Origin of the sequence: Pelagimonas sp. KU-00592-HH, assembly GCF_040369695.1 — a bacterium.
Classification (GTDB): domain Bacteria; phylum Pseudomonadota; class Alphaproteobacteria; order Rhodobacterales; family Rhodobacteraceae; genus Shimia.
Genome location: NZ_BAABWM010000001.1, coordinates 970,070 through 995,659 on the forward strand (window position 1 = coordinate 970,070; position 25,590 = coordinate 995,659).

Here is a 25,590-nt window from a genome sequence, read left to right on the forward strand (position 1 = left end):
TCTCAAACTATGCGCTAAAGGCAAGCGACAGATAGGCCAACCCATCAAAGGACGCTGCCCGATGAAATTCTTCGTTGATACCGCCGAAATCGACGCCATTGCCGAACTCAATGACCTCGGCATGGTCGACGGTGTGACCACCAACCCCTCGCTGATCAAGAAATCCGGCCGTGACATCATCGAAGTCACCAAGGAAATCTGTGACCTTGTCGACGGCCCCGTTTCCGCCGAAGTCACCGCGACCGACGCCGACGAAATGATCGCCGAAGGCCGCAAACTGGTCGAGATCGCCGAGAACATCGCCGTCAAGGTGCCGCTCACTTGGGACGGTCTCAAGGCCTGCAAGGCACTGAGCGATGACGGCCACATGGTCAACGTCACCCTGTGCTTCTCGGCCAACCAGGCGCTGCTGGCCGCCAAGGCGGGCGCGACCTTCATCTCGCCCTTCATCGGCCGCCTCGACGACGTCAACCTCGACGGCATGGACCTGATCGCCGACATCCGTACGATCTACGACAACTACGGCTTCGACACCCAGATCCTCGCCGCCTCGATCCGCACAGTGAACCACGTCACGCAAAGCGCGCTCTGCGGTGCCGACGTCATGACCGCCCCTCCGGGCGTGATCAAGTCGATGGTCAACCACCCGCTGACCGACAAGGGCCTCGACGCCTTCCTCGCCGACATCAAGGCCGCGGGCATCAAGATCCTCTGATCTTCGCCACATCGAGACCAGATCCGAAGGGGGCCACCACGGCCCCCTTTCTTCTTGGCTAAAGTACCCCGGGGTGAATGGCCCCGGACAGGGTTCGGGGCCAAAGGGGCAGCGCCCCTTCTCTCTCGACGCTTAACCAAAAAAAGGGGGCATTCCCCCGCCGCCTCTGTTAAAGTCGCCACAAACAACAAGAGGCACGCATGAGCAGCACCGCCAAGATCGAAGATTCCCTGCGAGAAAAGATCATCTCGCAGCCCGACGTGATTCTGGAAGACCAGGATCTGATGAAGGCCCTGATCGCCGCCAACGAGAAATCCATGGGCGGCAATATCGTCGACCTGCGCGGCATCGCGATGGAGCGCCTCGAGGCGCGGCTCGACCGGCTCGAAGACACCCACCGCAGCGTGATCGCCGCGGCCTATGAAAACCTGGCCGGCACCAATCAGGTGCACCGCGCCATTCTGCGCATGCTCGATCCGGTCAGCTTCGAGACCTTCCTCACCGATCTCGGCGGTGACGTCGCCGACATCCTGCGCGTCGATGCCATGCGCCTGGTGCTGGAATCCGAACAGTCCGGCGAAGATGACCCCGCGATCCGCCGCATGGGCGATGTGCTCTCGGTCGCCGAACCCGGCTTCATCGAAGACTACATAAACGGTGGCCGCAACGTGCCCCTGCGCCAAGTCACCCTACGCCAGGTCCACTCCGGCCCCACCGCGATCTATGGCGAAGCCGCCGACTGGGTGCGCTCCGAAGCCTGTCTGAAACTGGATTTCGGCGAAGGCCGCCTGCCGGGCCTTCTGGTCATGGGCGCGGAAGACCCGCACCAGTTCACCCCGCAGCAGGGCACCGATCTCCTTGCCTTCTTCGCCGGTGTCTTCGAGCGCACGATGCGCCGCTGGCTGTCGTGATCTCACCGGCGGCACGTGACGTTCTGGCCGAGTGGCTCACCCTGCGCTCGGCCCTTGATGGCATCTCGGAAAACACCCTCAGCGCCTATCGCAACGATGTGGCCGAGTTCCTCACCTTCCTGACCCTGCACAAGGGCGAAGCCCAGGGCCTCGCCCCGCTGCAACGTGTCTCCGTCCCCGACATGCGCGCATGGATGGCGCAAACCCGCCGCTCCGGTGTCAGCGCCCGCTCGCTCGCCCGCAAGCTCTCGGCGGTGAAAAGCTTCTATCGCTGGTTCTCCGAACGCGAGGGCTTTGACGCCACCCCGCTCCTGTCGATGCGCAGCCCGAAGTTCGAAAAGAAACTGCCCCGCCCTCTGGCCCCCGATGCCGCTGCGGCGGTGATCGACACGGTTGACCTGCAATCCTCCGAGCCTTGGGTCGGCGCGCGCGACGTGGCCGTGATCACCCTGCTCTACGGCTGCGGGTTGCGGATATCCGAAGCCCTCGGCCTGATCGGCTCGGACGCGCCGCTCTCTCCCGTGCTGCGCATCCTCGGCAAGGGCGGCAAGGAACGGGTTGTCCCGGTGATCGACGCCGCCCGCTCGGCGGTGGATCGCTATGTCTCGCTCTGCCCATACCCTCTGCCAGAGGATGGCCCGCTGTTTCGCGGCGTACGCGGCAGGGCCCTGTCCCGCAGGCAGGTCGCCAAGGTGATGCAACAGACCCGGATGCAGCTGGGTCTGCCCTCCACCGCGACACCCCACGCCATGCGCCACAGCTTTGCCACCCACCTTCTAGAGGCAGGCGGCGATCTGCGATCCATTCAGGAACTTCTGGGCCATGCCAAGCTGGCCACCACCCAGAACTATACGGCGGTCAACACCACGCAGTTGATGGAAGTCTACAACCGCACCCACCCAAAGGCGCAGTGAAACGTGGGGATCCCTAGCCCCGCGACACCAGTTCCTCGATCACCGCGACCACCGCCGCGACTTTGCCGGCATCCTGCGCATCTGCCTGCGGCAGGGCAAACCTGCCGCTGTCATTGTCGAAATAGGCCCCGCTCCTGTCGGCAAACTCCGCCGCCGTCGCGGCCCGCACAAGAATATCCACCCCGATCCCAAGGTCGTTTCCGGCCACGCCGAACCCGTCTTTCACCATCTTCGAGGCCAGAAGCGAACCGGGGTTCACCGCAACCACAACCGGCCCGTCGGGAAGGCGTTCAGCCATCGCCTGCGTCCACATGGTGATCGCCAGCTTGCTCTGCGCATAGGCCTCCATATCCGCAAGCGGCGTCTCGCCCCGCAGCCCGCGCAGATCCACCGGGGCCTGTGCCGCCGAAGACAGGTTCACCACCCGTCCCGCCTTGCCCAGCAAAGGCAGCAACCTCTGCGTCAGCAGGTAAGGCGCGAGGGTGTTCACGACGAACCGCACATCCAGCCCGCCCTTGGTGCGCGCCTCAGGGGTCTTGAACACGCCCGCGTTGTTGATCACCACATCCAGCCTGTCTTGCCCCGCCAGCACCTCGTCCGCCAGCCGCGCCACGGCCCCGAGATCGGAAAGGTCCGCCACATAACCCGGTGCCCCGCCCAGCATCTCGGACACCCGCGCCACCTTTTCCGCGCTACGGCCATGCACCAGAACCCGATTCCCAAGCGTGACCAGCGCCTTGGCCGTCTCCAGCCCAATGCCATCCGTCGCCCCGGTGACCAAAATCGTCTTCTGCATCGGTCTTTCTCCCAAATCCTTCCGTCCGCGCCTTCGAATGCGACGCATGGCCCAACATCCGGTCATCTGTTGCAGGGGCCACGACCAGCATTGAACAACACGCCACCGAGGCGCTCCATTTTCCGGCGCTTTGCATGATTTCCTGAAAATACCCCTTGCCCCACCCAAATAAACCGGAGATTTTCAACTTCATAATTCGCAAAATGGATATAATGACATGGACACCGAAAGCGTCCGCCTCTTCGTTCTGGCCGCCGAAAAGCTGAACATCAGCGCAGCGGGGCGCGAGTTGGGCATGGTTCCCGCCGTTGCCAGCGCGCGTCTGGCCAAACTGGAAAAATCCCTCGGGGCCGACCTCCTGCATCGCTCCACCCGCAAGGTGTCCCTGTCGCTCGAAGGGGCCGAGTTCCTGCCCTATGCGCGCGAAATGCTGGCGCAGGAAGACGCCGGTCGCGCCGCGCTTGGCCTTGGCAGCGGCACCGCCACCGGCACCCTGCGTTTCACCGCCTCAAGCACCTTCGCCCAGCAATACATCGCCCCCCGCCTGCCGGAATTTCTGCGCCAGCATCCCGGCGTCAAACTCGACCTGCGCCTGTCCGACACCCAGTTCGACCTCATCGAAGGCAGCTTTGATCTCGCCCTGCGCAGCGGCGCGCTGGAAGACACCAGCCTCAAGGGGCGCAAGCTGGCCGATGACATGCGCATCCTCTGTGCCGCCCCGTCCTACCTTGCCGAAAAGGGCATTCCTCAAACCCCGGCTGACCTGTCCGAACACACCCTCATCAGCTTTCGCCGCAACGCCACCCGCCCGCTCAAGAATGCCGCGGGCGATACCGGCCTGTTCGATCCCCGCACCGCATCCTGCCAATTGATGCTCGACGACGGCCTGAGCCAGAAACACACCACCATCGCCGGGGCGGGCATCTCCATCAACTCGATCTGGAGTGTTCACCGGGAGCTGAAATCCGGCACCCTGACCCGCGTCCTGCCCGACTATCACGTCGATGATCAGTCGGTGCTTTGGCTCGTCTACCCGAAAACCAACGTGCTCTCGGCAAAGGTCCGGGTCTTCATGGATTTCCTGCTGCGCGAAATCGGCAAGTCGCCAGAGTGGCTGAAGGACTAGCCAGCCGCCACCTGATGCAGACAGTCTTCAAGCACATCCAGTGCCTTGTCCATTTCGTCTTCACCGTAAGCGCAGAAGCCAAGCATCAGGCCATTATACCCCCGCCCCCCAACCGCATAGCGTGACAGGGCCCGCGCGATAACGCCTTTCTCCTCGGCCAGCGCTTCTACCTCTCGATCCGTAATCCCCTCGCGCAGGTGGAAAACAAGCTGCATCCCGGCCTGATGATCCACACAGGCCCCAAACGCCTGCCACCCGGCCAGCCGCGCCAAAAGGACCTTGCGCCGCTCTGCATAGACCCGCCGCATCCGCCGCAAATGCCGATAGAACTCACCCTTGTCGATGAACTCCGCCAATGCCTGCTGCGGCATGAAACTGGCCTTCGCCCCGAACCTGCGGATGGTATCCGCCACCGGCGTGACCAAACTCTCGGGCAGGACAAGATACCCCAGTCGCAGGGTGTTCGAGAATATCTTGGAAAAGCTGCCCACATAGATCGTCCGGTTCAGATGATCGAACCCCGCCAACGCCGGAATCGGCCGCCCCGCATAGCGGAACTCACTGTCGTAATCATCCTCGATCAGCCAGGCATCGCCCCGCTCGGCCCAGCGAATGAACTCCATCCGCCGGTTGGGTGACATCGCACCGCCCAGCGGATACTGGTGCGAGGGCGTCAAGATCGCCAACCGCGCCCCGCTGTCGTCGCCGGGCACCTCTGCGCCACTGCCATCAATCCCCATGTACGTGGCCTGCATCCCCTGCGCCTCGACAAATCGGCGCAACGGCATGTAACCGGGGTTCTCCAGCGCCACCGTCCCCCCAGCCCCCATCAGGGTCCGCAGGCACACCTCAAGCCCATCTGTCGATCCGGCGGTGACAATCACCTGGTTGGGCGAGGCATCAATCCCCCGCCATTCGGCCACATGTCCGGCAATCGCCTTGCGCAGGTCAGGATTGCCAAGATGGCTCCCGCCGACCAGCATCGACTGCGGCGCCACACGGCACACCCGCGCCACCGACTTGGCCCACTGGCGATGGGGGAACAGCTGCATATCGGGATGGCCTGCCTCGAACGGCAACGGAAATCCCCGCGGCGCAAGGTCCGCTTCCGGCTGCTCTGGGGCAAGCTTGCGCGACAGCTCCACCTCGCCCATCGCGCAAATCCGGTAGCCCGACCCGCGCACCGCCTCGAGATAACCTTCGGCCACCAATTGTTCGTAAGCCGTCACCACCGTCGACCGCGACACCCCGATCTCGGTCGCAAACACCCGCGTCGCAGGCAGCTTGCGCCCAGCCTCCAACGCCCCCGTAATGGCCCCATCCCGTATCGCCGCGCAGATCTGTTCAAACACCGGCGTGCCGCTGTTGCGATCAATCGAAAACCCAAGCCAGGCAGTCTGTGTCATCTGGTCTGCTCATTTACGTTCAACCTGCACGCTATGACGAGACCAAACCCAAGACAAGCCGCACCTCCCCCCGCCATTCCGGCGCGCGGCCAGATAAGTCTGCCACAACGAAATTATCGCTTTGAAATCATCCCCGTTCGCCTCTATGAACTGTCACCACCAAGACCGGCCCAAGGCCCGTCGCGGCCCCGTAGCTCAACTGGATAGAGCAGCCGACTTCTAATCGGCAGGTTGAGGGTTCGAGTCCTTCCGGGGTCGCCATTTCCCAAACACGTCAAACCGCCCCAAGTGGCCAACGCCACGTCACCCTAGAGATTCGCGCCACTTGGTGAAAAGCTTTGCCCAATAGGAACGCGCAAAGGGCCGTCTTGCGGCCTTCGGGGGGAAAACGATGTTGCGGAAGAGTCTGAAAATCGCGGCAGGCGCGCTTGCTTTGGGGGCCTTGGCCGGCGCCGTCTACCTCCGGGTCTCGCCTCCCGATCTTCTGAAGGTTGTCACCAACTACTCCGCCAAGATGGTCTGCTCGAGCACATTCATCACCGGCCGCGACCCGCATCAGGTTCTGGCCGCCGACGTACAGGCCCCCGGGCATCCCCTGCTGAAATACGTCTCGATCGACGTCGATCACGAGGCCCAGACCGTCGACACCCGCCTCTTCCACTTCGCCGCTCCCGCCACCTCGCAACACCGCGCGGGCCTTGGCTGCACCAACATCCATACCGCCGACCTGAGCGAAACCACCCTTCCCGCCCTCCCCCCCCTGCCAGAAGCCCCCTGGCCCGAAGGCAACACGGTCACCCCCTCGCAAGACCCTGTAATCACAGACATCCTTGCCGACCCCACCCTCCTTGGTCCGGGCCACCGTGCCGTTGTCGTGGTCAAGAGCGGCCGCATCCTTGGCGAGACCTACGCCGAAGGGTTTGATGCCGCCTCACCCCTGCTTGGCTGGTCGATGACCAAAACCGTGACGGCGGGCCTCATCGGCACCCTGATCCACTCCGGCGACATGGCCCTCACCGACAAACCCGCCACCACCTATGCGAACTGGGCAGGCGACAGCCGCGCCGACATCACCGTCGCCGACATGCTCGCCATGGCCAGCGGTCTCCAGTGGAACGAAAGCTATGGCAACCTCTCCGACGTCACCCGAATGCTCTATCTGCACGACGACATGACAGGTTTTGCCGCCAGGAACCCCGCCGAGGCCGCACCGAACACCACCTTCAACTATTCGTCCGGCACCTCGACCATGCTGTCCCGCGTCTGGCAGGAAAGGCTTGGCGACAACAACCTCTCCTATCCGCAAACCGCCCTCTTTGCCCCGCTCGGCATGACGTCGGCGGTCATGGAAACCGATGCAAAGGGTACCTTCGTCGGCTCAAGCTACATGTACGCCACCGCCCGCGACTGGGCCCGCTACGGCCAGTTCCTCCTGCAAGGGGGCAACTGGAACGGCGCACAACTCCTGCCCGAAGGCTTTGTTGACTGGATGTTCGAACCGGTTGCCGCCTCCGATGGCCTCTACACCAAGGGCCACCTCTGGCGCGAAGCCCCCGGCGATCGCCCCCCGTTCCAAGATGCGGTCTGGCTCTTGGGACACGACGGGCAATCCATCGGCATCTTCCCCTCGCACGACATGGTGATCGTGCGCCTTGGCCTGACCCCCTCCAAACTCGGCTACTCCGCCCTGCCCTTGGCACAGGCCCTGATCGCCGCCCTACCTGACTAACCGCCAACACCCCGATGTTGCCGGATTTTTGCGCGCTGCCCCTAGGACCCGGCGGCACTTCTTGCTACATCCCCTTGCATGACCTTCTTTGAACAGTTCGCGAAGCGCGTCTCGCCACCAAACTCGGATTCGTCCAGAAACGAACCCACGGCACCCCACCCCTGCCTCAATGTCGAGATTTTCGTACAGCCCCAGTTCTCGCAGCTCGAACTGTCCTCCACCACTGCGGTGCTCGAGGTCCTGAACGACATTCAGACCCGTTTCAAAGTCGAATGGAGCTTTTCCTCCGACACCCCGGGCCTAGTCGCAAACGGAAACCTCATGGTCCGGGCCGAGCCCGCCTTTGATGGCGACTACATGAAGGACTGCCTGATTGTTCTCGGCGGGCGCGACTGTTCCAGCACCACCTGGATCAAACGCGTACGCGCCATGCAGCAGAAACAGCACCCCGTCGTGCTGTTCTCGGACGCCGCAACCGAGTACATCAAATCAAACAAGAAGGTCTCGCACCCCACCACGACCCACTGGCGCGACATCCCGATCCTGAACGAGATCGGAGACTACTCCAACCTGTCCACCCACCTCGCCGAATACGGCAATGGCATCATCACCAGCGCCGGCCGGGGATACGCGATGGAGACCATCTTCCACCTTGTCGCGGAACTCCTCAATCCGCAGGAACGCGCCGAACTCGCCAGCCTGCTGATCGTCGACAGCGCCCGGAGCTTCTACCGCGACCAGCCCAAGGGCAAGGCGCAGGGCAACACCTTCCTCGAAGGCCCGCTGCAAAAGGCCCTGCAACTGATGGAAGACACCATCGAAGAGCCCCTCTCGATCGGCGAACTGACCCGTGCCATCGGCGTCTCCGCCCGCCAGCTTGAACGCCTCTTCAAGATCCAGCTCAACAGCTCTCCTGCCAAGACCTACAAGCGCATCCGCCTGAAGCGTGCCCGCTCCCTTATCGTGGAAACCCGCATGTCCCTACTCGACATCGCCATTGCCTGCGGTTTCTCGGGCACCTCGGCCATGTCCAAGGCCTTCCGCGATGTCTACGGCACCTCTCCCAACAGCCTGCGCAAATAGGGGCGCCACCCGTCCCGCCCTGTCTCGCTCGGGGCAACAATTTCGGGCTTGGCGCGCAACTGTTTCCCGGTTTTCGGGATGGTTTCGCGGGTGATTCCCTTTACGCAACGGAAATCCAAGAGATAACCACCTGAAATCGCGTTCAGAATCCGGACGATAGGTCCGACACGGACCCTTTACTTGACTCAAAGGGGCCGAAAGGCGTGAAATTGACCGGTCCAATACCAGTGAAAATTACCGTCTTTGTTAACGAGTTCCAGGGCAATTGCTTTCGGGAGGGATTAAGTCATGGCACGTTTCAAGGGCTCGAATTCAGCGGATCAATACACCGGCACATCGCGCGGTGACAGGATCAAGGGGCGAAACGGCGATGACACCCTTAACGGAATGGACGGCAACGACCTGATCGACGGCGGCAATGGCAATGACCAGCTGTTCGGCGGCAATGGACGCGACCTCATCCTTGGCGGCAATGGCAACGATCTCATCGACGGCGGCGCCGACAACGACTGGCTGTTTGGCGGCACGGGCGAAGACACCATCCTCGGCGGCGACGGCAACGACGTCATCTTTGGCGACAGCGTCTCCGGACGTGGCCTCTCCCTGCATCGCCTCTGGCATCACGCCGGCTCTGGCAGCGGACATCGTGGGCGCGGCTCGGGTTCAGGCCGCGGGCGCGGCAGCGGGTCTGGCCGGTGTCGTCGGGGTTCGGGAAGCGGCAGCGGATCAGGCACCGGATCGGGCGCCGCGATCAGCTTCAACGACTACCTCGACGGTGGTGCCGGGAACGACTTCCTCTTCGCAGGCGGCGGAGATGACGAAGTCTTCCACAACGTCACTGAAAACGCCGGAGCCCGTGACCGCTATGTCGGCGGAAGCGGCATCGACACCCTGACCCTCGACCTGACCTCCGAAGAATGGTTCCGCGCCGACGTTCAGGCCGACATCGCGGCCTTCCTGCAATTCGTGGCCGACAACACCCGCTCCAACGGCGAGGCCAACTACCGCAAATTCAGCTTTACCGCCTTCGACCTCCAGGTCCGGGCCTTCGAAAACCTCAAGGTCTTGGTGGATGGCGTGGAACTCGACCCCGCCGACGCACCGGCCATCGCAAACGACGATGCCGAAACCATCACGGAAGACGCCGTCGCGACCACCTTCGCCTCGGTCCTCGACAACGACACCGCCCCCGACCTCGTCAAGGAAGTCCGCCTGATCTCTACCACCGCAGAAGGCATCCTTGTCTTCAACGCGGGGTCCGTTGGGGCACCTGACGGCAGCTTCAGCTTTGATCCCGCGGGGGATTTCAACGATCTCGCCACCGGGGAAACCCGTCAGGTCAGCTTCACCTATGAAATCGAAGACGCCAATGGCGACACCGACCAGGCCACCGTCACCATCACCGTAACCGGCGTCGGCCCCGGCGGCGGCAACACCCCGCCAATCGTCACCGCCGACAGCGACAGCGCCACCGATGATGGCGCCGCCGCCACCGGCAACGTCCTGACCAATGACAGCGACCCGGACGCGGGCGACAGCCTCTCCGTCGCCAACCCCGGTGTCTATGTCGGCACCTACGGCACCCTCACCCTCAACGCCGACGGCAGCTACAGCTATGTCGTGACCGACGAGAGCATCGACGACGGCTTCTCCGACACCGACGTCTTCGCCGTACAGGTCACCGACGGCACCGCCACCGTGCCCACAACCCTCACCCTCAACATCACCGGCCAGAATGATGCGCCGGTGGTCACCGCCGACAGCGACAGCGCCACCGACGATGGCGTCGCCGCCACCGGCAACGTTCTGACCAACGACAGCGACCCCGACACCGGCGACAGCCTCTCCGTCGCCAACCCGGGCGTCTATGTCGGCACCTACGGCACGCTCACGCTCAACGCTGACGGCAGCTACAGCTACACGGTGACAGACGAAAGCATCGACGACGGCTTCTCCGACACAGACGTCTTCGCCGTGCAGGTCACCGACGGCACCGCCACCGTGCCCACCACCCTCACCCTCAACATCACCGGCCAGAACGACGCCCCCGTGGTCACCGCCGACAGCGACAGCGCCACTGACGATGGTGTCGCCGCCACCGGCAACGTCCTGACCAACGACAGCGACGCCGACACTGGCGACAGCCTCTCCGTCGCCAACCCGGGCGTCTATATCGGCACCTACGGCACCCTCACCCTGAACGCCGATGGCAGCTACAGCTACACGGTGACAGACGAAAGCATCGACGACGGCTTCTCCGACACCGACATCTTCGCCGTGCAGGTCACCGATGGCACCGCCACCGTGCCCACAACCCTCACCCTCAACATCTCCGGCCAGAACGACGCCCCCGTGGTCACCGCCGACAGCGACAACGCCACCGACGATGGTGTCGCCGCCACCGGCAACGTCCTGACCAACGACAGCGATCCGGATGCCGGCGACAGCCTCTCCGTCGCCAACCCGGGCGTCTATGTCGGCACCTATGGCACCCTCACCCTCAACGCTGACGGCAGCTACAGCTACACGGTGACCGACGAGAGCATCGACGACGGCTTCTCCGACACAGACGTCTTCGCCGTGCAGGTCAGCGACGGCACCGCCACCGTGCCCACAACCCTCACCCTCAACATCTCCGGCCAGAATGACGCCCCCGTGGTCACCGCCGACAGCGACAGCGCCACCGACGATGGTGTCGCAGCCACCGGCAACGTCCTGACCAACGACAGCGATCCGGATGCCGGCGACAGCCTCTCCGTCGCCAACCCGGGCGTCTATGTCGGCACCTATGGCACCCTCACCCTCAACGCCGACGGCAGCTACAGCTACACGGTCACTGACGAGAGCATCGACGACGGCTTCTCCGACACCGACGTCTTCGCCGTGCAGGTCACCGACGGCACCGCCACCGTGCCCACAACCCTCACCCTCAACATCACCGGCCAGAACGATGCGCCAACGGTGGTCAATGATGCCCTCGTGGCGCCGGTCAACGGATCGGCCAATGGCAACGTCTTGGCCAATGACAGCGACGTCGATAGCGGCGACAGCCTGACGGTGTCGCTTGCCGGTGGCGTGGCCCCGGGCACCAGCTTCGTGGCGACATCGGTGGGTGGCCGCGATGGCATTGCCACGGTCCAGGCCAATGGCGACATCACCTTCAACACCAATGGCAATTTCGTCGATCTTGGCGGCGGCGCGCAGGACACCGTGATCATCAACTACACGGCGTCCGACGGCACCGACACATCGGTTGGCCAGGTCGTGATCACCGTGACCGGCATCAACGACGCCCCCATCGCGGTGGACGATTCCGACAGCACTGACGAGGACACCGCCGTTACCCTTGCCGTTCTCACCAACGACAGCGATCCCGAGAACGACCCGATCACCATCACCATGGTCGACGGGCAGGCCATTGCACCGGGCGGCAGCGTTGTCCTGAGCGGCAGCGGGGCCACCGTCACCCTCAACGTCAATGGCACCCTCACCTATGATCCCAGCGGCGCCTTTGATCACCTGGTCGATGGCGCACCGGGGGCGGACAGTTTCAGCTACACCATTTCCGATCCCGATGGCGAAACCGACACCGCCACCGTCTCGATTGCCCTGACCGGCGTGAACGACGCACCGGTGGCAGGCGATGACTCGCTGGATGTCTTCGAGGGCATCGGCATCAACATCAGCGCCACAGGCACCGGCAACCTGATCTCGGCGGCCAGCGATGTCGACGGCACCGTCACCTCGGTGGTCGAGGTGGATGGCGTCACCGATGGCACCACGGGCATTGCCGGGCTTTACGGCACGCTGACCTGGGACGCCCTCACCGGGGCCTATCTCTATACCGTCAACGACAGCGATCCGACGGTCCACGGCCTGACAGCGGGCAGCAGCCTGTCGGAAACCTTCGATTTCATCGTGCAGGATGACTTTGGCGCCAACAGCAACACCGCCACCCTGACCGTGACCATCAATGGCGTCACCGACGGCCTCTTCACCGAACAGGCCGACACCGTCGACCTCAGCGCCGCAATTCAGGCCTTCCCGCAAACCGCCTTTGAAAACAACTTCCTCAATGCGCTTGGCGGCGATGACACCGTGGTGCTGGTCTCGGGCCTCGAAGTCTCGCCCTACCTGTCACAGTTCAACGGGCAAACCTTCAGCGGCGATGGCGGGAATGACTGGATCACCATCCTGAACGGCAACATGAACGCCGATGGCGGCACTGGCAGGGATACCCTTGATACCAGCGCCCTGCTGGCCACCACGAGCGCCGTGCGGGTTGATCTCGGCGCGGGCACCGTCGACATCGGACGCAACAACACGACCGATCTGACCGCCATCAACTTCGAAGACGTGATCGGCACGGCCTTTGCGGACGAACTGATCTCGAGCGCCGCCGACAATGGCATCTATGCAGGTGCCGGCAACGACATCATCCGCGTGCGCGCCGGAACAACCTCGCTTGGCGACATCTATGTCGGCGGCGCGGGGACGGACTCGCTCATCAACAACAGCGGCTCCAACCTTGTGTTCAACAGCTTTGATGTCACCGACCTGACCGGCACGGTCAACGGCTCCAGCATCGAATCCATCAACACCGGCATCCTGACGATCCTCGGCACCACAGGGGATGACTACCAGAACTACAATGGCACGCGGTTCCTCGCGGTCAGCACCACGGCAAGCCTGTTCGAAGTCTCCACTGGAGACGGCAACGACACGGTGGTCGGTTCGAACCAGGCAAGCCTGCAATCGAACAACTTCACCGCCACTCGGAACGACTACGATCTTGGCACCGGCAACGATGATTTCACTGGCTCCGGCAACATCGTCGACTTCGTCTTTGGCGGCACCGGCAGCGACACCATCCGTGGCGGCGAGGGCAACGACTGGCTCGAAGGCGAAGAAGGCGGCGACCTTGTCCAGGGCGACGGCGGCAACGATACGCTCTACCTGCGCCTCGGCCACGACTCCGAACTCGACACCCTCGTCGGCGGCGCGGGCAGCGATACCATCGTCAACGGCACCGGAACCGATTTCCTCATGTCGACCTTCGACTTCGACGACGCCACCGGCCTTGTGAACGGCAGCGGCGTGGAGTTCATCAACCTGTCCACCCGCGTGCTCCTCGGCACCACGGCTGGCAACATGTTCGACTTCGCCGGAGCACGCTTTATCGGTGCGAATACCACGGCCGCGAACATCGAGGTCTCGTCCGGTGACGGCGATGACACGATCATCGGCTCAAGCATCGCCGCGCTGCAATCCAACGCCTTCACTGCCCCGCAGAACGACTATGATCTCGGCGCGGGCAACGACGACTTTACCGGCACCGGCAACGTGCGCGACGTTGTCTATGGCGGCACCGGAAATGACACCATTCGCGGCGAAGGCGGCAACGACTGGTTCGAAGGCCAGGCCGGTGCCGACCTCATGCTCGGCGGGCTTGGCAACGACACCTTCTATGTCCGCGCCGGTGAACAGTCCGAGCTCGACCACTTCGCGGGCGGGGATGGGGCTGACATCATCATCAACGGCGTCGGGCTTGGCTTCACCATGTCCTTCTTCGACTTCGATGACGCCACCGGCCTCCTGAATGGCAGCAGCGTCGAGACCATCCAACTCAACAGCAACAGCCTCAACGGCACGGCATCGGGGGATTTCTTCGACTTCGACGGCACCCGCTTTACCGCGGTCAACACGACCCCCTCGGTGTTCGAAGTCATGTCCGGCGACGGCAATGACACCATCACCGGATCAAGCATCCTTGCGGTGCAATCCAACGCCTTCACCGCCACCGAGAACAACTATGACCTCGGCGCAGGCAACGACAGCTTTACCGGCGCAGGCACGGTCAAGGATGTGGTCTTTGGCCGGGCCGGCAACGATACCATTGCGGGTGGCGGCGGCACCGATGTGCTCGATGGCGGGGCCGACAATGACTCGCTCATTGGCGGCCTGGGCAACGACACGCTTGATGGCGGGATCGGCATCGACCGCGTAGAAGGCGGCGACGGCGACGACCATATCGTGCTCACCGCCGGGTCCGCCCACGAAACCGAAGAATACCTCGGCGAAGCGGGCACCGACCGGATCGTCAACAACACCGGCGGCGATTTCACCCTGACCATGGTCAACACCTCGATGGGCGGCAACATCAACGCCACCGGCATCGAACAGATCGCCCTCAACAGCTTCCGCATGCTGGGCACCGCGACCGGAGACAATTTCGATCTCGGCGGCGTACAGTTCCTCGCCGTCAGCACGACGCTGGCCGCAACCGAACTGGACACCGGCGCAGGCAATGACACCGTCATCGGCTCGGGCCTTTCTGGCATTCAGACCAACAGCTTCGGCGTCAGCCAGTTCCGCTATGAACTGGGCCAGGGCAACGACCACTTCACCGGCACCGGCACCATCACCAACGTGGTCTTCGGCGAAGACGGCTCCGATACGCTGATCGGCGGCAACGGGGTTGATCTCTTCGAGGGCGGCACCGGCGCAGACAGCATGGACGGTGGCGCAGGCAACGACACCTTCACCCTGCGCACGCTGGACCAGTCCGAACTCGACACCATCGTCGGCGGCGCGGGCAGCGACACCATCATCAACGCGGCCGGGGCCAATTTCATCATGACCGTCTTCGATTTCGACGACGGCACCGGCACGGTCAACGGCAGCGGCGTCGAGAACATCAACCTTGCCAGCGGCACGCTGTTCGGCACCTCGGCAGGCAATCTGTTCGACTTTGTCGGCGCGCGCTTTGTCTCTGTGAACACGTCGCCTGCTACCCTCGAAGTCTCTGCTGGCGGCGGCAATGACACGATCTTCGGATCTGCCATCCTGGGCCTTCAGTCAAACAACTTCACCGCCCCGCAGAACGATTATGACCTCGGCGACGGCAATGACCTCTTCATTGGCTCCGGCACGGTCCGCGACGTGGTCTTTGGCGGCATCGGCAATGACACCATCCAGGGCGAAGGCGGGCACGACTGGTTCGAAGGCCAGGCCGGCGCCGACCTGATGCTGGGTGGTTCGGGCAACGACACCTTCTATGTCCGCGCGGGCGAACAGTCCGAACTCGACAACTTTGCCGGCGGTGATGGGTCTGACATCATCATCAATGGCGTCGGACTTGGCTTCACCATGTCCTTCTTCGACTTCGATGATGGCACCGGCCTCCTCAACGGCAGCAGCGTCGAAACCATCCAACTCAACAACAACAGCCTCAACGGCACCGCATCGGGCGACTTCTTCGACTTCGCCGGAACCCGTTTCACGGCGGTCAACACCACGCCCGCCGTCTTCGAAGTCATGTCCGGCGACGGAAATGACACCATCACCGGCTCCAATATCGCGGCGCTACAATCCAACAACTTCACCGCCCCTCAGATCGACTATGACCTCGGCTCAGGCGCCGACAGCTTCACCGGCGCGGGGGTGATCAAGGATGTGGTCTTTGGCCGGGCTGGCAACGACACCATCAACGGCGGTGACGGCACAGATGTGCTCGATGGCGGGGCCGACAATGACTCGCTGCTTGGCGGTCTGGGCAACGACACGCTTGATGGCGGCATCGGCGTCGACCGCGTGGAAGGCGGCGACGGCGACGACCAGATCATCCTGACCGCCGGCTCTGCCCACGAAACCGAGGAATACCTCGGCGAAGCGGGCACCGACCGGATCGTCAACAACACCGGCGGCGACTTCACCCTGACAATGGTCAACACCTCGATGGGCGGCAATATCAACGCCACCGGCATCGAACAGATTGCCTTCAACAACCACGTGCTGCTGGGCACCACCGGCAATGACAACTTCGACTTCTCGGCGATCCAGTTCCTTGCGCTAAACACGAACCTTGCGAACACCGAGGTCAACACCGGCGCAGGCAACGACACCGTTGTCGGCTCCAGCGTCAGCGGCCTGCAAAGCAACAACTTCAGCACCAACCAGCTGCGCTACGAACTGGGTGAAGGCGATGACCTCTTCACCGTCAGCGGAACCGTCTCCAACGTCGTCTTCGGCGACGGCGGTTCGGACACCATCAACGGCGGGGCTGGCGCGGACCTGTTCGAAGGCGGCTCCGGCGGCGACAGCATGAACGGTGGCGCGGGCAACGATACCTTCACCATCCGCACCGGCGACCAACTGGAACTCGACACCATCGTCGGCGGCCTTGGTACGGACACCATCACCAACCTGGCCGGCGTCAACTTCATCATGTCGGCCTTTGATTTCGACGATGCCACGGAAACGGTGAACGGATCCGGCATCGAACAGATCAACCTCGTCTCCGGCACGCTGTACGGCACCGCGACAGGCAACCTGTTCGATTTCTCCGGCACCCGTTTCGTCGGCGTCAACACCTCTCCGGCCACGCTCGAAGTGTCGGCGGGGGGTGGCAATGATACCGTCATCGGCACCGATACAACCGCCCTGCAATCGAACAACTTCACCGCGCCGCGAGTCGACTATGACCTCGGTGATGGCGACGACTCCTTCACCGGCAGCGGCGCAGGCATCAGCGAGTTGATCCTCGGCGGTCTCGGCAACGACACGATCACCGGTGGTGGCGGTAGCGACACCATGACGGGGGGAGCCGGGGATGACATCTTCATCTTCACCCCGCTCGACAATGCCACCAACGTGGTGACCGACTTCGAACTGGACATCGACCACGTCGACGTCTCGGCCCTGACGGACATCACCGACTTCACCGACCTTGTCACCAACCACCTGAGCCAGTCCGGTGCCGACGCGCTGATCTCCGGTGCAAATGCCACCGCGATCCGCCTGACCGGCATCAATATCGCGCTTCTCGACGCAGACGATTTCATCTTCTGATACGCGTCGATAACAGACCGCCCGGCGGCCACGCCGGGCGCACATCGCCACCGTCGCAAAAACAAAAAGGCGCGCCCGATGGCACGCCCTGTCAAATCGCGGAAACCCAGGTCCCCTCAGTGGGTCCAGGGGCCCTTGCGGTTGGTGGCAAAGTTCTCGCCATAGCCACCGGCGCGGATGTTCGGCTTGCGCTTGTGCGGCTCGGTCACCTGCGCCTCGATACCGTGCTCCTTGGCATACTCCAGCGCCGCTTCCTTGGTCGGAAACTTGATGCGCACCTGCGAGTTCATGTCGCCGGAACCGGTCCAGCCCATCAGCGGGTCGATCTCTTTCGCTTCCGAAGGACCATACTCCAGAATCCAGTTGCGGGTCTTGGCCGTGCCCGAGGTCATGGCATTGCGAGCTGGCTGGTAGATACGTGCGAACATGTCCGTCTCCTTGGTCTTGCCACGTTATCCGGGATTCCGCGCACGCGGGCAAGCGTTCAATGCGCCACAACACGTTAAAACAGGGGGAAAAAGTGCCGCAAGCAGCAAAGGCTATCAGTCAAACCACGGGGAGCGAGGGGTGTAAGTGCGGCCTGCTCGACAACCAAGTTCTGCTGCTTGCTGAAATAAATGATACGCGGTGTTTGAATCAAATGACAAGCACTGCGACGAAATATTTCGCAGTTGCCGCAATTTCTTTTCGAAAATTACAAAACCGGACAGCCTGACTTACCAATTCGAGAGTTTGAATTTCAGAAAACCTGTCAGAAATGATAGTTTTTTGCCAAATGCCCCAACGTCACTTTCTGCAAATCGCCAAGAATCACTCTCACTTTGCCTTTCTGCTGTGCAGCATAAACTGGGATGATCAACGCCATTTCCAGGCAATCACTGCGAAAACCATCATCAGCCGCTTGAACCGACCCACCTTCTCCGCCCGAAGGGAATCCGAGAAAGCAGCTGCACTTGAAACCCTGTCCCAAAGCGCATCATGCAAAAGAAAGTCATGCAGCGCTCCGGCCTTGAGAAACCGCGGATCGTGTGGATCCAGCAACCACCACAGAAAACGCGGGATCGAAACGTCGAAAGGATAGCCTGTCGGCACGATCACCCAAAGGTCCGACCCCTTGCGCCCAACCTCCCAGCAGATCTCCTTGGTGGTGCGATACCTGATGCCGCCAATCGGCTCGTACCAGTCCCTCAATTCCGTATACAAAGACATTTCCGCACCCCTCTTTCACCAACCGCAAACCACTCTTTCCTAGCACGAAGCGCACATCGTCCAAACAGGGCTTGAACAGGAACAAAAAGAGATCAAATCTAGGGGCAACCAAAGGACTCACCCAATGCCCTACGCCCATTCCGACAAATCCGTGCCAACGGCCCAAACCCCGCCCCGCGACAAGCTCGAGGGCGGCAAGGCCTTCGTCATGGCAACCGAGTTCGAACCCGCCGGCGACCAGCCCACCGCCATCGCCGAACTCTCGGCAGGCGTAAACGAAGGCGAGCGTAATCAGGTGCTGCTGGGCGCCACCGGCACCGGCAAGACCTTCACCATGGCCAAGGTCATCGAACAAACCCAGCGCCCCGCCATCATCCTTGCCCCGAACAAGACGCTCGCGGCCCAGCTCTACGGCGAGATGAAGGGCTTCTTCCCCGACAACGCCGTGGAATACTTCGTCTCCTTCTACGACTACTACCAGCCCGAGGCCTACGTGCCGCGCAGCGACACCTATATCGAGAAGGAATCCCAGATCAACGAACAGATCGACCGGATGCGCCACTCGGCCACCCGCGCCCTTCTGGAACGCGACGACGTCATCATCGTCGCCTCGGTCTCCTGCATCTACGGCATCGGCTCGGTGGAAACCTACTCGGCCATGACCCAGGACCTCGAGGTCGGCAAGGAATACGACCAGCGCGCGGTCATGGCCGAACTGGTGGCCCAGCAATACCGCCGCAACGATCAGGCCTTCCAGCGCGGCTCCTTCCGCGTGCGCGGCGACAGTCTCGAAATCTTCCCCGCCCACCTCGAAGACCGCGCCTGGAAACTCTCCTTCTTCGGCGAGGAACTCGAAGCCATCACCGAATTCGACCCGCTCACCGGCGAACGCACGGGCACGATGGAGAAAATCCGGGTCTATGCGAACTCGCACTACGTGACCCCGAAACCGACGCTCAACCAGGCGGTCATCTCGATCAAGAAGGAACTACGCGAACGGCTCGACATCCTTGTCGGCGAGGGCAAGCTGCTCGAAGCCCAGCGCCTTGAGCAACGCACCAACTTCGACATCGAGATGCTCGAGGCCACCGGCCACTGCAACGGCATTGAAAACTACTCGCGCTACCTCACCGGCCGCGCCCCCGGCGAACCGCCCCCCACCCTGTTTGAATTCATCCCTGACACCGCCATCGTCTTTGCCGATGAGAGCCACGTCTCGGTGCCCCAGATCGGCGGCATGTACCGTGGCGACCACCGCCGCAAGTTCACGCTGGCCGAACACGGCTTCCGCCTGCCCTCCTGTATGGACAACCGCCCCCTGAAGTTCGAGGAATGGGACGCCATGCGTCCGCAGTCCGTCTTCGTCTCGGCCACCCCGGCCAACTGGGAGATGGAACAATCCGGCGGCGTCTTCACCGAACAGGTGATCCGCCCCACAGGCCTCCTCGATCCGCAGGTCGAAATCCGCCCCGTCGAAATGCAGGTCGATGACCTCCTCGACGAGGTCCGCAAGATGGCCGATCAGGGCTTCCGCACCCTCGTCACCACGCTCACCAAGCGCATGGCCGAAGACCTCACCGAATACCTGCACGAACAGGGCATACGCGTGCGCTACATGCACTCCGACATCGACACGCTGGAACGTATCGAGATCCTGCGCGACCTGCGCCTCGGCGCCTTTGACGTGCTGGTCGGCATCAACCTCCTGCGCGAGGGCCTCGACATCCCCGAATGCGGGCTGGTGGCGATCCTCGACGCCGACAAGGAAGGCTTCCTGCGCTCGGAAACCTCTCTGATCCAGACCATCGGCCGCGCCGCGCGGAACGCCGAAGGCCGCGTCATCATGTATGCCGACAAGATCACCGGCTCGATGGAGCGCGCCCTGAACGAAACCAACCGCCGCCGCGCCCGCCAGATCGCCTATAACGAGGAACACGGCATCACCCCGGCGACGGTGAAAAAGAACGTCGAAGACGTGCTCGCGGGCCTCTACGAAGGCGACGTCGACATGAACCGCGTCACCGCCAAGGTCGACAAGCCCCTGCACGGCGGCAACCTCGAAGCCGTCCTCGACGGCCTGCGCACCGACATGCGCAAGGCGGCCGAGAACCTCGAATTCGAAGAAGCCGCCCGCCTGCGCGACGAGATCAAACGGCTTGAGGCCGTCGACCTCGCCGTCGCCGACGACCCGATGGCCCGCCAATACGCGGTCGAGGCCGCCAGCGAACAAGCCGTCAAATCCCGCGGCCGCTCAACCGCAGGCCGCCCGGGGCAGCGTGGGGGGAATGTGAAGAGGCGGGGGAGGTGACAACATTTTTTTCCTGGAAAGTATTGAGTTTACCAAACTCTCAAGGGTCGACTACCTGAACACTTAAGTCTAACTTTAATGCCTTAGCGATATCTTCAAGGTTCTTCTTCTTTTGTGATGTACTGCTGTGCGTCTTGATATAGTACCCCGCCAGATTGTGGTCTTGGTACTTCGGCGACTTTGACAGTGAAACCAAGTTTTCTTTGTTAACAAAAATTTCTAGGGCCCTTACTTCTTCAAATCCGATTTTCTCAATTGCTTTCGCCAACGTGTAAGCCGCTTTGGGTTCCGAAATGACCGTGCCGTCCGGAAATCTGACAACAAGGATAGTCTTTGAGGACTTAGATGATGACAAAATTGTCCTATGTGCTTCAGCAACTTCCTCTGGGTGCACGACTTCAGGGAAATCTTGCGCAAAGCCATCCTCCCATTCGTCCGCCATTTTAGACAATCGACCGCAAAACTCTTTGAGAGCAACACCCTTGGCGCTCAAGGCCGTTGCTTCTTCATATCTAGAATCGTGAAACAACTTGGCTCCTTCGGCATTCAGAGCATCAACTTCAGCTTCAAGTTCTAGTCTCATCAAATCAAATGCTATTGAAACACTATCCATGGGCGGAACTCCTTTTCTCGCAAGTCTACCTTGGCGCGAAACTCAAGCAACGATTTCTGAGAGTCGTTGCTCCGACCTTCGAGTTACGGAGTCGAGCAAGTGGTTTTTTTTCTCGAAGGAGTCGCCTGAATAAGAACAGAATCCTCGCAAACAAATGCAGATCAAGATCCGCAACGACATCCAAACCTTCACTACCCGCCCAGTGGGGCGGGTCGGGCGCGGTGGAATGCGTTGCATTCCGCATGTGACACCCAATCTGTCGTCATCTCAAACCACCCCTCTCACCCAAAAACCTTCCCTTCCCCCGCCCAAGGTTTTTCCAAAAACCTTGGCAAGCGGTTTCGAAACCGCTTGTCCCTTTGCCATCCCCCCGTTGCGCCCTATCCTCCACCCCATGCGCAGCCTGATCCTCGCCCTTACCCTCTCAAGCCCCGCCCTCGCGTGGGAAGCCACCGTGGGCGAGGTCTGCACCCTCTCGCATGACACCGACGCCGCGCATGTCTTCCTGACCTACGATCCCGCGCAACCGCTCTACACCCTCGCGATCACCCGCAAGGATGCCCCGTGGCAGCCCTCGGTCTGGTTCGCCATGCGATTTGTCGGCGGGCAGGAGATCACCATCTCGACCCAAGGCCATGCCCTCTCGGACCAGGGTCGTACCCTGAACGTCGCCGACAGCGGCTTTGGCAACGTTCTCGACGGCCTCGCCCTGAACCGCGCTGCCCGCGCCTTTACCGAGGCTCAGGATGTGGTCCTGCCCCTCGCCGGCGCTGCGCCCGAGGTGCAGAAATTCCGCACCTGCGCCGCCGCCGCCCTGTCCTGAACCGCCCGTCCCCTTAACGCTTCTGCAACCACCGCACGCGGCCTTAACCCGCCGCGCCAGTCCCTCCATACCGTCGCAATACCGACGTAATACCGACGTGATACCGCAGCCCTATTTGGCGCATTAACCACCCGTCGCAGACGCCCGACATCCCCCGCGCAATGATCCCGATCAAAGCCCCCCTTGCCCGACAATGCCCATGCTGATCCCATGAGCACCGACAACCCAACCGGCCTCGACGCCTACAAACCCGCGGAAATCGCCCGTCTGGTCGAAACCGCCGGCGTGGCCAAGGCCCGCCTCACCCTGTCGCAAACCCTGACCCTAGCCCTCCTGGCCGGGGTCTTTATCGGCTTTGGCGGCGCGGCCTACACCATGGTGATGAGCGGCGTCGACCCCACCTTCGGCCCCGCCCGTTTTCTCGGCGGGGTGGTCTTTTGCCTTGGTCTCATCCTCGTGGTCGTGGGCGGGGCCGAACTCTTTACCGGCAACGCCCTGATGACCATGGCCGCCGTCGATCGCAAGATCCCCCTCGCGGCGCTCCTGCGCAACTGGACCATCGTCTATATTGGCAACCTTATCGGCGCCGTGGGGCTGGCCCTCGCCTTCGGCCTCACCGGCCTTCTCGAGGGTGCGATGGGCGATACCGCCAGCGCCATCGCGCGCGCCAAGGCCACGCTCTCCCCGTCCGAGGCCTTCATGCGCGGGGCGCTGTGCAATGCGCTGGTCTGCCTTGCGGTCTGGCTCACCTTTGCGGCCCGCACCGTGGCGGGCAAGATCCTCGCCATCCTGTGGCCCATCGCGGGGTTTGTCCTCTTGGGGCTGGAACACTCGGTCGCCAATATGTACCTTTTCCCTCAAGGGCTTATCGCCGGCGCCGAAGTGCCCCTCACCGCCGTTATTGACAACCTGTTCTGGGTCACCCTCGGCAATATTCTCGGCGGCGCAGGCGGGGTCGCGCTCTCCTACCGCTTTGCCTATCTGCGCTAGCCCCTTGCCCGACTCACCCCTGTTGCGTCACACTGATCCCATCACGAAACCCTATAGGGCGCTCCGGTTGCGCCCAGACACGCGTTTCGACACACCGCTGTGACCCAGCGATCCGGCACGCCGCCCGAAGACGCAGAGACATTGCAGGCGCGCTGCCTTGCCAACGCAAAAGCCGTTGACGTCGACACGTTTGATACAGGCACTCTCGCGGCCGCGGCGCCCTCTGTCACAGGAGGACACGATGGCCATTGCGTCCCGTCTCAAGCATCACCTCGATGCCAAGGGCCTGCCATTCGACATGCTTGCCCACCCCTATACCGCCACCGCCAGCGAAACCGCCGAACAGGCGCATATCCCCGGCGATCACCTTGCCAAATCGGTGCTGATCCACATGGAGGAAACCCCCTTTGTCGCCGTGGTGCCCAGCCACATGATGGTCGATCTGCACATGCTGCAATCGATCATGGACCGCCGCCTTGGCCTTGCCCCCGAAGACGAGGTTGCCGAGGTCTTCGAAGACTGCGAGATCGGCGCCGCGCCGCCCGTCGGCGTGGCCTATGGCGTGCCCACGATCATCGACAGACAGATGATGGGGCTGGATGACGTCTGGTTCGAAGCCGGCGATCACCGCACCCTCGTGCACATGAAAGGCCGTCACTTCGACCGCCTCATGGGCGATGCGAAAACCGGTTCCTTCTGCTGTCTGCACTAGGCATCACTGGATGACGGTGGCGGCCTTCCGCTTGTGTTCATTGGACTTTCCGCAGGTTCAATGCCATCTTTGTGAAAAAGGCCGAGCAAAATGACCGCCCCCAAAGACCCGTTCCAACCGCTTGACGACGACGCCCGCGCGCTCGCCCGTCAACTGATCTCCGGTGCCACCTACGGCGCCCTTGCGGTGCTTGATCCGGCCACCGGGGCGCCCTCGGTCACCCGCATCGCCATCGGCACCGATCTTGACGGCACGCCCGTCACCCTGATCTCGAGCCTGTCGTCCCACACCGCCGCGCTCCGGGCCGATCCCCGCTGTTCCCTGCTGCTTGGCGAGCCGGGACCAAAAGGCGATCCCCTCACCCATCCCCGCCTGACACTGGATTGCACGGCGACCTTCCTGCCCCGCGACACAAGCCATCATCCCGTGCTGCGCGACCACTATCTGCAGACTCACCCCAAGGCGAAACTCTACATCGATTTTGCCGATTTCACATTCGTGCGTTTCACCCTCACCCGCGCCCTGTTGAACGCGGGATTTGGCAAGGCCTTCAAATTCGACAAGGACGATCTCGGCGGCACGTGACCCCTACTGCGCCAGCCCCAGCGCCTCGAGGTGTTTCACACTCTCTTCCACCCGGTCGAAATCATTGATCTCGACAATCAGATGCGGGTTGGCCTTGGTCCCCTTGATCGCCTCGAACACGCCGTGCCACGTGATATTGCCACAGCCCAGGGGCCAGTGCCGGTCGGCGTACCCATCGGTGTCCTGCAAATGCACATGGCCCAGCATGGCACCGGCATGGGAAATGAACCGGTCCGCCGGCGGTGCACCACAGATCGTGTGGGCCCAATGCGCATGCCCGGTATCCACCGACAACCGCAGCGCCGCGCTGTCGGCCGCCTCGATCACCGCCATCCGGTCACCCGGATCGGTATCCTTGATATTCTCCATCACCATCTCGACCCCAAGGTCCTCGGCCCGTGTCAGCGCAGGCCCAAGCGTGTCGAGAATGGCGCTGACCCGCTTTTCGCGATCCTTCGGCCCGTTGTCGAGATTGTCCCGGTCCCAGGGGTCATAAGGCGAATGGATGACCATCTGCACCGCCCCCAACTGCTCGCAGACATTCAGCGCCTGCTCAAGCCGGGTCTGGACAACCGCGCGCACCTCCTTGTCGCGCGTATGCAGTTCAAAGCCCGAAAACGGCCCATGAATACCCAGCCGCCCATCCCAGCCATCCAGCTTGGACTTGGCCATGTCGATAAAGGGTTCGGCATTGTTCAGGATGTCCGCCATGCAGAATTCTGGCAGCTCAAGATCCCGGTCCTTTTCGAACAGCCAATCCCTGTGCCTGTCGAGATCCAGCACGCTCAGCTGAGCGCCAACCACGGGCAAATCACTCATC

The 25,590-nt window shown here is 62.4% G+C and carries 19 protein-coding genes and 1 tRNA gene; 14 read left to right on the plus strand and 6 right to left on the minus strand.

Annotation, left to right across the window (positions count from 1 at the left end; translation table 11 throughout):
• Window positions 1-61 precede the first annotated feature (61 nt).
• From fsa to ABWV42_RS04725, 3 genes are all read left to right on the plus strand, one after another.
• The gene (fsa, locus tag ABWV42_RS04715) at window positions 62-715 is read left to right on the plus strand and encodes a fructose-6-phosphate aldolase (RefSeq protein ID WP_353339096.1); all 654 of its coding nucleotides are present in this window, start codon (window positions 62-64) and stop codon (window positions 713-715) included.
• A 200-nt stretch (window positions 716-915) separates the two neighbouring features.
• Complete coding sequence (locus ABWV42_RS04720; protein WP_255104422.1) at window positions 916-1,626, plus strand: DUF484 family protein; 711 nt, start codon at window positions 916-918, stop codon at window positions 1,624-1,626.
• Entirely contained in the window at window positions 1,623-2,540 is a 918-nt protein-coding gene (locus tag ABWV42_RS04725; RefSeq protein WP_353339097.1) for a tyrosine recombinase XerC, read from the plus strand. Before ABWV42_RS04720 ends, ABWV42_RS04725 begins: the two co-directional genes overlap by 4 nt.
• A gap of 13 nt (window positions 2,541-2,553) precedes the next feature.
• Here ABWV42_RS04725 and ABWV42_RS04730 read toward each other — a convergent pair whose 3' ends face one another.
• Window positions 2,554-3,336 carry an SDR family NAD(P)-dependent oxidoreductase gene (locus tag ABWV42_RS04730; protein ID WP_353339098.1) on the minus strand — a complete coding sequence of 261 codons (783 nt, stop codon included), beginning with the start codon at window positions 3,334-3,336 and terminating at the stop codon, window positions 2,554-2,556.
• Between the two features lie 217 nt (window positions 3,337-3,553).
• Here ABWV42_RS04730 and ABWV42_RS04735 point away from each other — a divergent pair, with 217 nt between their 5' ends.
• On the plus strand, window positions 3,554-4,462 hold the full coding sequence (locus ABWV42_RS04735; RefSeq protein ID WP_353339099.1) for a LysR family transcriptional regulator: 909 nt from the start codon (window positions 3,554-3,556) through the stop codon (window positions 4,460-4,462).
• Here the strand turns inward: ABWV42_RS04735 and pdxR are convergent.
• Window positions 4,459-5,868: a MocR-like pyridoxine biosynthesis transcription factor PdxR gene (gene pdxR, locus ABWV42_RS04740; protein ID WP_353339101.1), complete on the minus strand. Its 1,410-nt coding sequence runs from the start codon at window positions 5,866-5,868 to the stop codon at window positions 4,459-4,461. The genes ABWV42_RS04735 and pdxR overlap by 4 nt on opposite strands.
• Window positions 5,869-6,052: 184 nt before the next feature.
• Here pdxR and ABWV42_RS04745 point away from each other — a divergent pair.
• From ABWV42_RS04745 to ABWV42_RS04760, 4 genes are all read left to right on the plus strand, one after another.
• Window positions 6,053-6,129, plus strand: a tRNA-Arg gene (locus ABWV42_RS04745).
• 130 nt (window positions 6,130-6,259) lie between these two features.
• Complete coding sequence (locus ABWV42_RS04750; RefSeq protein WP_353339102.1) at window positions 6,260-7,597, plus strand: serine hydrolase domain-containing protein; 1,338 nt, start codon at window positions 6,260-6,262, stop codon at window positions 7,595-7,597.
• Window positions 7,598-7,675: 78 nt separating this feature from the next.
• A complete protein-coding gene (locus tag ABWV42_RS04755; protein ID WP_353339103.1) occupies window positions 7,676-8,680 on the plus strand; it encodes a GlxA family transcriptional regulator in 1,005 nt (334 codons plus the stop codon).
• Between the two features lie 288 nt (window positions 8,681-8,968).
• A complete protein-coding gene (locus ABWV42_RS04760; RefSeq protein ID WP_353339104.1) occupies window positions 8,969-17,530 on the plus strand; it encodes a cadherin-like domain-containing protein in 8,562 nt (2,853 codons plus the stop codon).
• 116 nt (window positions 17,531-17,646) lie between these two features.
• Here the strand turns inward: ABWV42_RS04760 and ABWV42_RS04765 are convergent, their stop codons facing one another.
• Window positions 17,647-17,958: an ETC complex I subunit gene (locus ABWV42_RS04765; protein ID WP_255103050.1), complete on the minus strand. Its 312-nt coding sequence runs from the start codon at window positions 17,956-17,958 to the stop codon at window positions 17,647-17,649.
• Window positions 17,959-18,017: 59 nt separating this feature from the next.
• Here ABWV42_RS04765 and ABWV42_RS04770 point away from each other — a divergent pair, with 59 nt between their 5' ends.
• Window positions 18,018-18,245 carry a hypothetical protein gene (locus ABWV42_RS04770; RefSeq protein WP_353339105.1) on the plus strand — a complete coding sequence of 76 codons (228 nt, stop codon included), beginning with the start codon at window positions 18,018-18,020 and terminating at the stop codon, window positions 18,243-18,245.
• A gap of 140 nt (window positions 18,246-18,385) precedes the next feature.
• On the opposite strand, the gene ABWV42_RS04775 is transcribed toward ABWV42_RS04770, so the two are convergent.
• The gene (locus ABWV42_RS04775; RefSeq protein ID WP_353339106.1) at window positions 18,386-18,739 is read right to left on the minus strand and encodes a DUF1353 domain-containing protein; all 354 of its coding nucleotides are present in this window, start codon (window positions 18,737-18,739) and stop codon (window positions 18,386-18,388) included.
• A gap of 124 nt (window positions 18,740-18,863) precedes the next feature.
• Here ABWV42_RS04775 and uvrB point away from each other — a divergent pair, with 124 nt between their 5' ends.
• Window positions 18,864-21,047: an excinuclease ABC subunit UvrB gene (uvrB, locus tag ABWV42_RS04780; protein WP_353339107.1), complete on the plus strand. Its 2,184-nt coding sequence runs from the start codon at window positions 18,864-18,866 to the stop codon at window positions 21,045-21,047.
• 40 nt (window positions 21,048-21,087) lie between these two features.
• Here uvrB and ABWV42_RS04785 read toward each other — a convergent pair whose 3' ends face one another.
• Window positions 21,088-21,660: a hypothetical protein gene (locus ABWV42_RS04785; RefSeq protein WP_353339108.1), complete on the minus strand. Its 573-nt coding sequence runs from the start codon at window positions 21,658-21,660 to the stop codon at window positions 21,088-21,090.
• A 394-nt stretch (window positions 21,661-22,054) separates the two neighbouring features.
• On the opposite strand from ABWV42_RS04785, the gene ABWV42_RS04790 reads away from it, so the two are divergent.
• The 4 genes from ABWV42_RS04790 to ABWV42_RS04805 all read left to right on the plus strand — a co-directional run bounded on the left by ABWV42_RS04790 (window position 22,055) and on the right by ABWV42_RS04805 (window position 24,770).
• Complete coding sequence (locus ABWV42_RS04790; protein ID WP_353339109.1) at window positions 22,055-22,483, plus strand: hypothetical protein; 429 nt, start codon at window positions 22,055-22,057, stop codon at window positions 22,481-22,483.
• A 210-nt stretch (window positions 22,484-22,693) separates the two neighbouring features.
• On the plus strand, window positions 22,694-23,473 hold the full coding sequence (locus ABWV42_RS04795; RefSeq protein WP_353339110.1) for a formate/nitrite transporter family protein: 780 nt from the start codon (window positions 22,694-22,696) through the stop codon (window positions 23,471-23,473).
• A 241-nt stretch (window positions 23,474-23,714) separates the two neighbouring features.
• On the plus strand, window positions 23,715-24,185 hold the full coding sequence (locus tag ABWV42_RS04800) for an aminoacyl-tRNA deacylase (protein ID WP_255103062.1): 471 nt from the start codon (window positions 23,715-23,717) through the stop codon (window positions 24,183-24,185).
• A gap of 90 nt (window positions 24,186-24,275) precedes the next feature.
• On the plus strand, window positions 24,276-24,770 hold the full coding sequence (locus ABWV42_RS04805; RefSeq protein ID WP_353339111.1) for a HugZ family pyridoxamine 5'-phosphate oxidase: 495 nt from the start codon (window positions 24,276-24,278) through the stop codon (window positions 24,768-24,770).
• A 3-nt stretch (window positions 24,771-24,773) separates the two neighbouring features.
• Here ABWV42_RS04805 and ABWV42_RS04810 read toward each other — a convergent pair whose 3' ends face one another.
• Entirely contained in the window at window positions 24,774-25,589 is an 816-nt protein-coding gene (locus tag ABWV42_RS04810) for a sugar phosphate isomerase/epimerase family protein (protein ID WP_353339112.1), read from the minus strand.
• Between the last annotated feature and the right edge of the window lies 1 nt (window position 25,590).